General features: G+C 41.2%; 11 protein-coding genes and 1 riboswitch. Of the genes, 7 read left to right on the top strand and 4 right to left on the bottom strand.

Annotation, left to right across the window (positions count from 1 at the left end; all coding sequences use genetic code 11):
* The 7 genes from MHI33_RS02770 (at window position 1) to MHI33_RS02800 (ending at window position 9,973) form a co-directional block, all read left to right on the top strand.
* Window positions 1–1,239, top strand: a complete 1,239-nt coding sequence (locus MHI33_RS02770; RefSeq protein WP_254117448.1) for a glycosyltransferase family 2 protein — start codon at window positions 1–3, stop codon at window positions 1,237–1,239.
* 4 nt (window positions 1,240–1,243) lie between these two features.
* Window positions 1,244–3,331 carry a cellulose biosynthesis cyclic di-GMP-binding regulatory protein BcsB gene (locus MHI33_RS02775; protein ID WP_044140543.1) on the top strand — a complete coding sequence of 696 codons (2,088 nt, stop codon included), beginning with the start codon at window positions 1,244–1,246 and terminating at the stop codon, window positions 3,329–3,331.
* A gap of 69 nt (window positions 3,332–3,400) precedes the next feature.
* Window positions 3,401–3,548: riboswitch (cyclic di-AMP (ydaO/yuaA leader) on the top strand.
* A 112-nt stretch (window positions 3,549–3,660) separates the two neighbouring features.
* Window positions 3,661–5,487, top strand: coding sequence for an APC family permease (locus MHI33_RS02780; RefSeq protein WP_340908945.1), 1,827 nt, complete (start codon window positions 3,661–3,663; stop codon window positions 5,485–5,487).
* A 70-nt stretch (window positions 5,488–5,557) separates the two neighbouring features.
* Window positions 5,558–7,279 (top strand): pyruvate oxidase, encoded by a 1,722-nt coding sequence (locus MHI33_RS02785; RefSeq protein ID WP_044140545.1) that lies wholly within the window; start codon window positions 5,558–5,560, stop codon window positions 7,277–7,279.
* A gap of 233 nt (window positions 7,280–7,512) precedes the next feature.
* Window positions 7,513–9,144: a T7SS effector LXG polymorphic toxin gene (locus MHI33_RS02790; protein WP_113754970.1), complete on the top strand. Its 1,632-nt coding sequence runs from the start codon at window positions 7,513–7,515 to the stop codon at window positions 9,142–9,144.
* Window positions 9,145–9,158: 14 nt separating this feature from the next.
* The gene (locus MHI33_RS02795; protein ID WP_044140547.1) at window positions 9,159–9,470 is read left to right on the top strand and encodes a hypothetical protein; all 312 of its coding nucleotides are present in this window, start codon (window positions 9,159–9,161) and stop codon (window positions 9,468–9,470) included.
* 278 nt (window positions 9,471–9,748) lie between these two features.
* Window positions 9,749–9,973, top strand: a complete 225-nt coding sequence (locus MHI33_RS02800) for a hypothetical protein (protein WP_044140548.1) — start codon at window positions 9,749–9,751, stop codon at window positions 9,971–9,973.
* Window positions 9,974–10,013: 40 nt separating this feature from the next.
* Here the strand turns inward: MHI33_RS02800 and MHI33_RS02805 are convergent, their stop codons facing one another.
* The 4 genes from MHI33_RS02805 to MHI33_RS02820 all read right to left on the bottom strand — a co-directional run bounded on the left by MHI33_RS02805 (window position 10,014) and on the right by MHI33_RS02820 (window position 12,776).
* Window positions 10,014–10,277 (bottom strand): hypothetical protein, encoded by a 264-nt coding sequence (locus MHI33_RS02805; protein ID WP_012008971.1) that lies wholly within the window; start codon window positions 10,275–10,277, stop codon window positions 10,014–10,016.
* A 98-nt stretch (window positions 10,278–10,375) separates the two neighbouring features.
* The gene (locus tag MHI33_RS02810) at window positions 10,376–10,945 is read right to left on the bottom strand and encodes a GNAT family N-acetyltransferase (protein WP_106036116.1); all 570 of its coding nucleotides are present in this window, start codon (window positions 10,943–10,945) and stop codon (window positions 10,376–10,378) included.
* Between the two features lie 70 nt (window positions 10,946–11,015).
* On the bottom strand, window positions 11,016–12,293 hold the full coding sequence (locus MHI33_RS02815; RefSeq protein WP_044140550.1) for an Nramp family divalent metal transporter: 1,278 nt from the start codon (window positions 12,291–12,293) through the stop codon (window positions 11,016–11,018).
* Between the two features lie 222 nt (window positions 12,294–12,515).
* Complete coding sequence (locus tag MHI33_RS02820; RefSeq protein ID WP_003214275.1) at window positions 12,516–12,776, bottom strand: GlsB/YeaQ/YmgE family stress response membrane protein; 261 nt, start codon at window positions 12,774–12,776, stop codon at window positions 12,516–12,518.
* Window positions 12,777–12,867: the final 91 nt, after the last annotated feature.

Below are 12,867 nucleotides of genomic sequence, written 5' to 3' on the forward strand. Positions count from 1 at the left end.
ATGCTCATTTGGATCATGCTCCTATACCACATGTTTCTCATGCAGGGCGGCTTTCAGCATTACCTCACCTATGAAAAAGTGCTGCCTAAATGGACAAAACAAGGGAAAGAGCTGCCGACCGTCAGTATTCTGATTCCTGCTCATAATGAAGAGGTCGTCATTCGGCAGACGTTAAAAGCGATGGTTCAGCTATCATATCCTAAACACCTCCTTGAAATCATTGTGATTAATGACAATTCCTCTGATCGCACAGGAGAGATTGTGCAATCATTCAGTGAGCAATATGATCATGTCCATATGATTGAAACGAAGCCGCCATTTGCAGGGAAGGGAAAATCCACTGCACTGAATGAAGGTTTGAAGGCTTCAACAGGAGAAGTGATTTGCGTATACGATGCAGATAACATGCCTGAACCAAAGGCTGTCTATTATTTGGTTCTTGGGTTATTAAATGACCCAAAAGCAGGCGCTGTTGTCGGGAAATTCAGGGTGATCAATGCAGCCAAAAATTTGCTGACCAAATTTATTAATATTGAGACCATCTGTTTCCAATGGATGGCGCAGGGCGGGAGATGGAAATGGTTTGGTATTGCGACAATACCAGGTACCAACTTCGCCATCCGCCGGCACATTTTAGAAGAGCTCGGCGGCTGGGATGTCCAAGCTTTGGCTGAGGACACCGAATTAACGATCCGTGTGTATAACCTAGGATATGTGATTCGATTTTTCCCAGCTGCAATCACATGGGAACAAGAGCCTGAGACATGGAAGGTCTGGTGGCGGCAAAGAACGCGCTGGGCTAGAGGGAATCAATATGTTGTCCTTAAATTTTTAAGGCAGTTTATGAAGCTGAAACGAAAACGAATGATTTTCGATTTGTTTTATTTCTTCTTTACGTATTTCTTATTCTTCTTCGGCGTTCTGCTCTCAAATGGCATCTTTATTGTAAACCTATTTGTTGACCTTCACTTATCTGTAGGGGCTGTCGCACTGATCCTGTGGGGATTAGCCTTCTTCCTCTTTCTAACAGAAGTGATGATTACATTAAGTATTGAGAAAACAGAGCTCACCAAACAAAATATTCTCATTGTGGTTCTCATGTACTTCACCTATTCTCAAGTTTGGATTGCGCTTGTCGTGTACTCCTTATGTGTAGAGGTGAAGAGCCGATTATTGAAACAAGAAGTGAAATGGTACAAAACAGAGCGTTACGATCAACAACAAAAGAAAAGCGGGTGACAAATTGAAATCGGTCAAATGGATGTTTTTAATATTAGCGCTATCCCTTGCCATTCAGCCTTTTTTCATGGCAAGTCAAGCAATGGCGCAATCCAATCGAGTACAAGTGAAAGACGATTGGGTTCACTCATCAAAAGGAAATCAAACAGAAACGCAGCATTTATCAGAAGATGTGGTGACCTTGTATGGTCAAGAAGACCGCATTGACCTTTCCTATCAAATGGAGAAAGAAAAAGTAGAGTCTAGCACTCTTACATTAAATATAGAGACTTCACCATTACTAATATCGCCATCGTCTTTCACAGTGATGATCGATGGAGAGATTGAAAAAACGATCCCTGTATCAGGGAAAAACCAAAAAAAATCGATTCAAATCAAATTGAACAAAGCGCAACTGAAAAAAGGATCTCATCAAATTCAGCTCGCATTTTATGGTGTGTTAAAAGAAGGTGTGTGTATCAACCAAGAGACGCCTGCCAATTGGCTGAAAGTATATCCTGAAAGTGAGCTGACGTTCAAAGGAGTTCAAACGAAAGACGTGACGTTAGACAGTTTCCCTTCACCATTTATTCCATCAGGTGATCAGAAAGAACAAACAGATATTGTGATTCCAAATAAACCAGAAGCGGCTGAATTAGAAGCGGCTATGAAAGTATATCGTACGTTGAAAAACAAAGACCGTCTAGCAGACCTCAAACTCGTTCAAGAAAAGGACGTCGAGCAAATTGCGCACCCAACTATTGCTGTTGGAGCAAAAGGAAGCTGGAATGGACGAATGAAATCGCTCGAGCAAGCGGCTGGAATTAAAACAGAAGGTGATCAACTTACGTTAGCGGTGAGAACCCTGACAGCAAAGAAAAAAGAACAGCCCATTTTATTTGTCACTGCTAAGCAGCCAAAGACAATTGCTGAAAAAATCAATGTCTTGACTCAGCCAGAACTGACAGGTCAGCTCACTGGAACCGACTTGCTGTTGCAAAAGGTGACAGCTAATGCTTCTAAGCCATCTCATCATATTCGTTTAATAGATTTTGGCGCAGATGATGTCAGAGTTGGAACCAAAAAGACAGCATCTGATCATTACTATTATCCGAAAGCATTAATGGCTCAACAAAAATCAGGTGCAAAACTAAATCTATCATTTAAAAAATCAGATCCAGCGAACAAAGCGGAGCGTCTAACAGTGATGATCAATAACGAACCGCACGACGTACCGTTAACAAAACTAGGAAACAAAGATGAGAATGGGTTCTACCATGTGTCGATTCCAGTAGATTCACAAGTGCTTCAAAAGAACGAATATGTGGACTTACAGTTTGTCACAACAGGTTTTAAAAATATGGAATCTTGTAGACATACAGATGAAGAAGGCTGGATTTACATTCATAAGAACAGCTCTCTTCAAATACCAGAAGGAACAACTAGTGATACACCGGACTTAGCCGCATGGCCGCTTCCTTACACTTCAGAAACGGAGCAAGGAAACACATTGATCATTATGCCAGATCAAATCACCCAAGCCTCAATCAATCAAATGGCTATGCTGACCGAATCATTTAGTCAGCCGGAAGCTGCTCAATATCATTTGATTGAAGCATCGAATGTGACAAATGAACAATTGAAAAAGAACTCTCTCATTTTCATCGGAGGCATCCAGACATTCTCTCTTTTAAAAGAAAAAGCAGATGATCTCATCGTTCCAGCGAAAAAGGGTCAATATGATGTATCCTCATTTGGCATGATCAACGAAACAACAGCTCGTATTGTATGGACGCAGCCATCTGTATGGAATAAAGAACAAACCATGACCGTTTTTTCAGGAATGACGGCAGCTGACGCTGATATATCAAATGAAGTGATTCGATTCCTTCAAACAAATACTGAGACCGCAACAGTTGCAATAGAAAGCAAAAACAAAGATGTGTTCTCTAATCACCAAACAGTCAGCAATGCAAAAAATGATCTTAAAAAAGGTGAAAAGCAAGGCGTCGGTGATTCTTGGATTTACTTTGCATGTATCGCTGTATTGATCATTTTTGTCGTTGTGATGATTGTTTATTTCGTACGAAAAAACCGCAAAAAGACTGATTAATAAACGGTCAAAAGACCTCGAAAAAATCTCTTTACTTTGGTGTCAAACGGGAGTATGATCTCTTTTATAAAAGACCAATCGCTGAATCATTTCGATGAGCGGGGGAACCAATTTTGGTGGTATAAAACACCATGTGGGGTGAATCCTTTTAAGGTAGGGCAAAGTCTCATGCGCCCGAATCCGTCAGCTAACCTCGTAAGCGTTAAAGAGAGCAAAGACCAACCTGTGATCTAAACAATAGGCACAGGGGCATTCTATTGCCTCTGTGTCTTTTTGGCGATCCATCTTTTGCAACTTAAATCGTTTGACACTAAAGGAGCGGGCATCACATGTACAGTTTGATGAAGCGTATTTTAATTGGTAAACCATTAAAATCACAGGCAGCAGGAGAACAAAAACTATCAAAAATCAAAGCGTTGGCATTATTGTCATCAGACGCATTGTCATCAGTTGCATATGGTACAGAACAAATCTTAATTGTTCTTTCTGTCGTTAGTGCAGCAGCATTTTGGTACTCACTCCCGATTGCAGGTTGTGTATTAATTCTTTTAATGGCGTTAATTCTGTCTTACCGCCAGATCATTTATGCTTATCCAGAAGGCGGCGGGGCATATGTCGTCTCTAGCAGAAACCTAGGTGAAAAACCGGGATTGATCGCTGGCGGATCATTGCTTGTAGACTATATTTTGACTGTAGCAGTGAGCATTTCAGCGGGGACCGATGCCGTCACATCGGCTTTTCCAACACTATATCCATATCATGTCTTGATCTCAATTGCATTGGTCATCGTGATTATGGTGCTCAACCTCCGTGGATTAACAGAATCGGCATCTATTCTGGCTTATCCTGTATACTTGTTTGTATTTTCACTCCTGATTTTAATTGGAGTAGGCGGCTTCAAATTATTAACAGGCGGCGTACCGCCAGCACCTGAACATACAGCGGTAGGCACACACGTACAGGGCATTACATTATTTCTGTTATTAAAAGCTTTTTCATCTGGCTGTTCTGCTCTGACTGGAGTAGAAGCCATTTCAAATACGATTCCATCCTTTAAAAAACCGGCTGCTCAAAATGCAGCGAGAACATTATTGATGATGGGTGGATTGCTAGCTGTTTTATTTGTGGGAGTCACATTGCTTGCATTTGGTTTCGGCATCTCGCCAAAGCCAGAAGAAACGGTTGTATCACAAATTGCATCAGACACTTTTGGACGTACGTTTTTCTATTACGTGATTCAGGCAGTCACAGCGCTAATCCTAATATTAGCGGCAAATACCGGCTTTTCAGCCTTTCCATTATTGGCTGTCAATTTAGCAAAGGATAAATATATGCCGCGTATGTTTACGGTAAGAGGAGACCGGCTTGGTTACTCTAATGGCATTATCTTTTTAGGCGTAGCTTCTATGCTGCTCATCTGGTTGTTTGATGGGAAGACAGAACACCTCATCCCGCTATATGCTGTCGGTGTGTTCATTCCATTTACCCTGTCGCAGACCGGCATGTGTGTGAAGTGGATTCGTGAAAAACCGCAGGGCTGGAAAACGAAAATGCCAATCAATATCGTCGGAGCACTGATTTCTTTTACAGTTTTTATGATTCTCATTTTGACCAAGTTCCATCTCGTATGGCCAATATTTGTTTTCCTGCCTATTGTTTTATTTATCTTTCATTCCATTAAAAAGCATTATTTGTCTGTTGGAGAACAACTGCGTTTATTGAATGAAACAGAGCCTGTTGAGATTAAAGGAAATGTGGTCATCGTACCGATAGCAGGAGTCACACGTGTTGTTGAACAATCTGTTCAGTATGCAAAGTGTTTGTCAGAGCAAGTCATAGCGGTTCATGTATCCTTTGATAAAGAAAAGGATAAGAAAATTGAAGAGGATTGGGAAAAACTCAATAGCGGTGTACGGCTTGTGATGCTGCATTCGTCTTATCGAAGCCTCATTCACCCGCTAGATAAATTTCTTGAGACAGTTGAGGCAAAAGCAAATGCGCATCAATATAAAGTGATGGTGCTTGTGCCTCAATTTATCCCGAAAAAAAGATGGCACACCATTTTGCATAATCAATCTGCCTTTTTATTAAGATTCCGCCTATTATGGAAGCGGGATATTGTGGTGGCAACCCTGCCCTATCATTTTAAAAAGTAGCAGAAGCAAGTTGAAACGTTTGATCAAAAGGATGCGGTGGTATGGAGTAAGAAAAAAGGAGTTTTCTCACATGCCGCAAAGAACCGCAGGAAAAGAAGTAACAGCGCTACTGGAAGAGTGGGGCGTGAAACATATTTATGGAATGCCCGGCGATAGCATAAACGAATTGATTGAAGAACTTAGGCATGAATCAAGCCAAATAAAATTTATCCAAACGAGACATGAAGAAGTGGCAGCACTTTCAGCGGCGGCTGATGCCAAACTAACAGGTAAACTTGGTGTCTGCTTATCAATCGCTGGGCCGGGTGCTGTCCACTTATTAAATGGACTGTATGATGCAAAAGCAGATGGTGCACCAGTTTTAGCAATTGCAGGGCAGGTTGCTTCGGCCGAAGTAGGCAGAGACGCATTCCAAGAAATCAAATTGGAGCGAATGTTTGACGATGTCGCTGTCTTTAATCAGCAGGTACAGACAGCAGAGGCGCTGCCTGACTTATTGAATCAGGCCATCAAAGCAGCTTATACCCATAAAGGTGTGGCAGTTCTCACCGTATCGGATGACTTATTTTCTCAAAAAATAAAGCGTAAACCCGTCTATACATCTCCACTTTATGTTGAGGGAGAAGTACGGCCAAAGAAAGATCAATTGCTAAAGGCAGCTCAGCTGATTAACAATGCGAAGAAGCCAGTCATCTTAGCAGGTAAAGGATTAAGACATGCAAAAGAAGAGCTTCTTTCATTTGCAGAAAAGGCAGCTGCTCCTATCGTCATCACGCTCCCTGCAAAAGGGGTTGTGCCAGACAGGCATCCATACTTTTTAGGTAACTTAGGTCAAATTGGAACGAAGCCGGCATATGAAGCGATGGAAGAATGTGATCTCTTAATTATGCTTGGCACCTCCTTTCCATATAGAGACTACTTACCAGAGGACACGCCAGCCATTCAACTAGATATTAAACCAGATCAAATCGGTAAAAGATATCCAGTAGATGTGGGAATCGTGAGCGACAGCAAGAGTGGTTTGCATGAACTGACTTCCTACATTGAATATAAAGAACAGCGTGGCTTTCTTGAAGCTTGTACAGAGCATATGATGAAGTGGCGAGAAGAAATGGATAAAGAAAAATCTGTTGCTACTTCACCGATTAAACCACAGCAAGTCATTGCTAGACTAGAAGAAGCAGTCGAGGACGACGCGATTCTTTCAGTTGATGTTGGTAATGTCACGGTATGGATGGCACGTCATTTTGAAATGAAACAGCAGGATTTCATTATCTCCAGCTGGCTTGCCACAATGGGCTGCGGTTTACCTGGTGCGATTTCAGCTAAATTGAATGAACCGAACCGACAAGCCATTGCCGTCTGTGGTGATGGAGGCTTCACAATGGTCATGCAAGACTTTGTGACAGCTGTAAAATATAAGCTGCCGATCGTTGTCGTTATCTTAAACAACAACAATTTAGGGATGATTGAATATGAACAACAGGTAAAAGGAAACATAAATTATGGTATAGAGCTGGAGGATATTGATTTTGCTAAGTTTGCAGAAGCGTGTGGTGGCAAAGGAATCTCCGTGTCATCACATGAAGAATTAGCTCCAGCCTTTGATACAGCTCTTCAATCCGATAAACCAGTTATTATTGATGTCGCTGTCGCCAATGAACCTCCGTTACCTGGGAAAATCACTTACACCCAAGCAGCAGGCTTCAGTAAATATTTATTGAAAAAATTCTTTGAAAAAGGTGAGCTGGATATCCCTCCACTCAAGAAAAGCCTCAAACGTTTTTTCTAAACACAAAGTAGTCGGTCTTCTGAAAAGAGGGCTGACTTTTTTTGTGATGATTAGGAAAATCATTTCAATTGTCACTTGCCTTCATCTCTATTAAAATATTTGGAAATTATTTTTGTAACTTAAAGCCTATTTTTCCAATTCACTGAGAAAGGTAAAATAGACTTTATGATCTATAATGGAGGGAGTGACTTCTTCTGGGGAAGATACTTGATGCAAAAGCACTAACAAGTGCCATGGATGCAAGGGCAAAACACTACCAGGAAATCCGCGAACAATTGGTAGATTTAAAAAAAGCATTACAAGGTGTTTCTAATCTTGGTGACGACTTCACGGGAAAAGGTGCTGATAACATTAAAAGCTTCTACAAAGAGCTCGCCGGAAATGTAGACATGTTTATCAGCTTCATTGATAAGCAAAAAGCCTTTCATAAAGGTGTTTCTGGGACACTAGATGATACAAACTTTGGCGGCGACACCTTTGTAGAAGAACACTTTTTAGACAACGCTGTACATATGGGCATCAAAAATGCGAAAAGCATTGTGAAGGATCAAAAAAAGGCGCTTAAAACAATTTTTCAAGACATCGACGACCTCATTTCTCTAGAAGTATTTGATAGTCAAACCTTTGATGAAAAAATTGCAGATGCGGAAGACGAGCGAAAAAAGACAATGAAAGACCTAAGAGAGCTTGATCAAAATTTAAAAGATGAATATGCTTTGTCAGAAACGGAGCAGCAAGCTACAATGGCATTGTACGTAGAAATGATCAATGCTACAAATGACGGAAAAGCCATTTCGCCTATGAATTTTGACAAGAAAGCGTATCAAAATAGCGAAATCTACAAGGCAAAAAGCGATATTGAGAAGCAAACTTCCGAATATCTCAACATTAAAAAAGAACAGCAGGAAGCCCGCGAGATTGCAAAGGAACAAGAAGCGCTCGCCAACCGTCCTTGGTATGAAAAAGCACTCGATTATGGCGGGAATATCGTGAATGAACTGACAGGCGTGAACGATGCAAAACGTGCCGCAACAGGTGTCGATCCGATCACAGGCGAAGAACTTACTGCAGGACAGCGCGTCGCCGCAGGCGGCATGGCAGCTGCAGGATATATCCCAATCGTCGGCTGGGCAGGACGCATTTTCAAAGGCGGAAAAGCCGTCTATAAAACGACCCAAGCCACCTCAGCCGCAGTCAGAGCAGTCGACATTTACAAGACATCGCAAAAATCCTTTGACGCCTTAAAAACATCGCAAAAAGGCTTATACGGCCTAACCGCCACCAATGGCTTCAGCGAAGCGATTACAGGTCGAGACATGTTTGGAAATAAGATCTCGAAAGAACAGCAGGAAGCGAGTATGAATGCAGCGCTGGGAATGCTTTTGCCGTTTAGGGCGAAAGGGTTTCATGGGAAAATGGGAATTAAGAGAACAAGTAGTTTAAATAAAATACCTGAAAGTAGCATTAATCATTCTAATAAAGGAGATTTTACAACAAACCCTAAAACAGGTGATATTTCAAAAATGAAGGGTGGGGGACACGGACAAAGCAATATAAAATTCTTACAAGAAAATAATATAGAATATAATATAAATAAAGTATATGAGAACGGTGTTAGGATAGGGAATGTACCTGGTCATAAGGTGAAAGCAAAACGAACAGGCTCCAACCAATCTTGGTTCCCAGAAAACTGGACAGAATCTGATATTGCGGCAGCGGGTGCCAAAATTGTTAAATCACCTGATTTTTCAAAAGTGGAAAATGGAGTGACTATTTTTGGTGAGTATAAAGGTGTAAGGGTTGGAGTTATTAAAACCAATGGGGAAGTAGGAACTATTTTTCCTGATGCTACAAAACAACCTTAATTTGGAGGAACATTATGGATATTGAGAATGCATTAAGGATAGTATTAGATAAAAGAAAAAAATTAGATTTAAATGATGATTATGGTATACAGAAAAGTTGGGATGAAATAATAGAAATTCTTGGGGAAAACGAAGAGAGAACGTTAGAATATTTAGATCGTTGCAGTAAAGAAGATTTATATTGGATAAGTGAAGTGTTTGAAGACATATCAGAAGTTTTACAAAGTAAAGAATTAATTAAATGTTTGCGTAAATTGGATGAAAAATATCCTGAATTAGAGATGACACAAGATATTGATCTAGCAGAAAGCTATATTGAAGATTAATTTTTAAATAACTAGAGAGCCTAGATAGGACGATGGACTAATGGTCCATCGTTTTATTTCAATGCATGTAAAGATTGATATGATAAAAGAATAAAGTGGATTTGTTTTTTTGAAAGCAATGGAGGAGAAAACATTGAGTGACCATAAAATAAGTATCATGTCCGGGAAATTTGAAAATACGGGTGAACTTTCTAATAAAAAGCAAACCAAATCACCCCACTCATAATTGGAAATCATATGTTAAACTAATCCAACCATCACAAAAAAGGAGAAAAAACATGCTATGGATCCCCACACAAAATCAACAAACTATCATTCATGTCCAAGAAGTCTCAGTAAGCGGCAAAAAAATTGAAGGGATGATCTTGGGGAGTACTTCTTGGGCAAAGATGCTCGGCAAGTATGACTCAAATGATCGCGCAGCCGAGATCCTTCAAGACATGATGAAGACGATTGAAGAACATCCAAATGCCACAATGACATACCGAATGCCGCTTCAATAAAAAAGAAACCACCTTTCCATCGCGAAAAGGTGGTTTTTGTTTAGGATGGTGTTTTTCCAAAGGCTAAGAATAAGGGGATGCCTGTGCCAACAAGGGTGGTGGCAAATAGGAACATACCGCAAATAAATAGAAAATGGCTGGCTGAAAAGACGAGTGCCAGAATGAGAAAAACGATGCTGAGTCCTATCATGCTATAGGATGGGACAAAGCGGCGTTTGTAGGTGGCTTTCTTTGTTAGAAATGAGAAGAAAATACCAAATACTAAAGGGACAATCCATAAGTAAAATAAAATAATAAGAGACATACATCATACCTCGATTTTTCCTTCTATTTTATCAGATGCCGATCACAACGGATACTACAAAGCTTCACTTTGTAAAATAATTCATGCAATCGACACAATTAAGTGGGCTGATTCATCGAATGCGTTTTTTGTTTCATATATTCAGGCTGTAAAAGGGCGTACACACAATGATCGGTAAAGCGATTGCCCAGCCATTCACATTGTCTTAAAATTCCCTCAAGCGAAAAGGATAATCGCTCTGCAATGCGTCTGCTTTTCTGATTGTCGACAGCAGCCCTAATCTCAATACGGTGCAGCCCGCACTCTTCAAATAAATAGTGAATGACCGCTTGGCATGCTTTTGTCATGATGCCTTTTCCTTGATAACCTTCTCCGAGCCAATAGCCGATTGAAACGGTTCTATTGATCCAATGAATTTGATGGGTGCCAATAATGCCGACGAGCTCTCCATGTGACCAGATGCCCGCTTGAAAACCATTGTTCTGCATCGCTTGCTGCATCGCACCTTGGATAAACGCCATACTGTCTTCCTCTGTCTGCGTTGAATCTACCCAAAGCATCCATTCACGTAAATGCTCTCTCGACCGCTGGATGAGCAAATACAGACTTCTTGCGTCTCGTGGCTCAAGCAGCCGCATGGATATCTCTTGATCCTGATAAACAAACATGTACCCACATCCTCTCAGGGGAATTCTACCATAAACAAATGGAAAGAAAAAGACAGCTCAACACTGTCTTTTACATAAACGTATCAATAATTAAGAAGAGATTAAGTGCTACAACAAGAGCTGCTATCACCCAAGATATTCCTGTCACCCAGCGGGCATTCGTCAATTCGCCCATAATTCGTTTTTTACTTGTAAATAAAATGAGTGGAATTAAAGCAAAGGCAATCCCAAACGATAAGACGACCTGACTCATTACAAGCGCGGAGGTCGGATTCACTCCAGATGCAATAATTGCAATAGGAGGAATGATGGTAATCAGCCGGCGAACATACAGCGGGATCCGGTATTGAATAAAGCCCTGCATAATGATATCGCCTGACAATGTACCGACAGAAGAGCTGGATAGTCCGGCTACAAGCAGACCTACACCAAATAAGATGGCTGATACAGGCCCTGCGAGTGTACCAAAATGCTGAAACGCAACATCCAAATCTTCAACAAAGAGGCCATTTTTATAAAATAAAGCGGCTGCCACAATCAACATGCTGGCATTGATGGCCCCGGCGACGATCATCGCAATGAGGATATCTAAAAACTCAAAGCGAAAAATCTGCTTTTTCTCCTTTTCCGTTCTGCCGACGACTCTTCTTTGGGTCAAAGCTGAATGTAAGTAGATTGCGTGAGGCATGACAGTGGCACCTAAAATTCCAGCTGCAAGCAGCACGCTGTCTGCGCCATCAAATTTTGGAATGAACAGTCCGCCAGCGACACTTGCGATATCTGGTTTGGCGACAAAGGTTTGTACAGCGAAAGCGATCACGACAACGAACAACATGCCTGTGATACCTGCTTCTAATGCTCGATATCCTCGTCTTTGCAGCTCCAATATCGCAAATGAACCGATAGCCGCGATAATGGATGCTTCAAGCAGCGGGATTCGAAAGAGCAAGTATAAACCAAGTGCCGCCCCGATAAACTCAGCTAAATCCGTGGCAATAATGACGAGCTCTCCCTGAATCCATAAACCGATCGAAACGGGCTTTGGAAACTCTTCACGTGCGATTTCAGGTAAGTTTTTGCCTGTCGCAATTCCAAGCTTTGCGGATAAAGACTGGATGAGCAAAGCCATGAGATTTGATATGAGAATGACCCATAAAAGGAGATATCCATATTTGGAGCCAGCCGCAATGTTGGTGGCGAAATTTCCTGGATCAATATAAGCAATGGCTGCGATAAAAGCAGGACCGAGAAAAGGAAGGAGTCTTCTAAATCCCTTGACTTTTCCTTCAAGTGCACGCTCAGCTGCCTCTGACATGTGTGCCTGTGCCTCGATGTATTTGTTTGTCATATGTCATCACCTAGATTCTACAAAGTTTTGCTTGGGCACAAAATGTTTCCTTGATGCAATTTTTAATCATCATATGCCCATCTTCATGAAAAGTCAACTATCTGAACTAATAGGTTTGTTTATCATATGTAAGTCAAAAAAATAGATACCTTGTCAATCCAACACATAAAAACACCGCCTTTATAGACGGTGTCCCTACTGCTTCCTCTGTTATTTGTTTTTTTAAGATACCCTTGATCCCACACTACGGAAGATCAGGCTTAAGATGATGACAAAGATCGCTGCACCTAAGATTGCTGGAATGATCGCAAAGCCTGCCAAACTAGGACCCCACGTTCCAAGTAATCCATGACCAATCCAAGCACCTGCAAGTCCTGCAATCATTGAACCGATCCATCCTCCTGGTACACTACCTCCAGCGAGTGCACTGCCAATAAGGCCGATGACAATCGCCACAACTAATGAAATCAGAAATCCTAACATGTTGATCACTCCTCTTTTTGTTTGTGTATTAAGCAATAACCGTTTTGAAAAAGTTTCAAACCTTTCGAAACCGATTCAATGTTCTATACGT

It is taken from the genome of Bacillus sp. FSL K6-2971, assembly GCF_038006405.1.
Taxonomy (GTDB): domain Bacteria; phylum Bacillota; class Bacilli; order Bacillales; family Bacillaceae; genus Bacillus; species Bacillus pumilus.

Bases quoted from the DNA above. Each gene is read 5' to 3' on its own strand.
- MHI33_RS02770 (WP_254117448.1), top strand. From the start codon at position 1: ATGCTCATTTGGATCATGCTCCTATACCACATGTTTCTCATGCAGGGC.
- MHI33_RS02820 (WP_003214275.1), bottom strand. From the start codon at position 12,776: ATGTTAGGATTTCTGATTTCATTAGTTGTGGCGATTGTCATCGGCCTT.
- MHI33_RS02790 (WP_113754970.1), top strand. From the start codon at position 7,513: ATGGATGCAAGGGCAAAACACTACCAGGAAATCCGCGAACAATTGGTA.
- MHI33_RS02810 (WP_106036116.1), bottom strand. From the start codon at position 10,945: ATGTTTGTTTATCAGGATCAAGAGATATCCATGCGGCTGCTTGAGCCA.
- MHI33_RS02815 (WP_044140550.1), bottom strand. From the start codon at position 12,293: ATGACAAACAAATACATCGAGGCACAGGCACACATGTCAGAGGCAGCT.
- MHI33_RS02780 (WP_340908945.1), top strand. From the start codon at position 3,661: ATGTACAGTTTGATGAAGCGTATTTTAATTGGTAAACCATTAAAATCA.
- MHI33_RS02795 (WP_044140547.1), top strand. From the start codon at position 9,159: ATGGATATTGAGAATGCATTAAGGATAGTATTAGATAAAAGAAAAAAA.
- MHI33_RS02805 (WP_012008971.1), bottom strand. From the start codon at position 10,277: ATGTCTCTTATTATTTTATTTTACTTATGGATTGTCCCTTTAGTATTT.
- MHI33_RS02785 (WP_044140545.1), top strand. From the start codon at position 5,558: ATGCCGCAAAGAACCGCAGGAAAAGAAGTAACAGCGCTACTGGAAGAG.
- MHI33_RS02800 (WP_044140548.1), top strand. From the start codon at position 9,749: ATGCTATGGATCCCCACACAAAATCAACAAACTATCATTCATGTCCAA.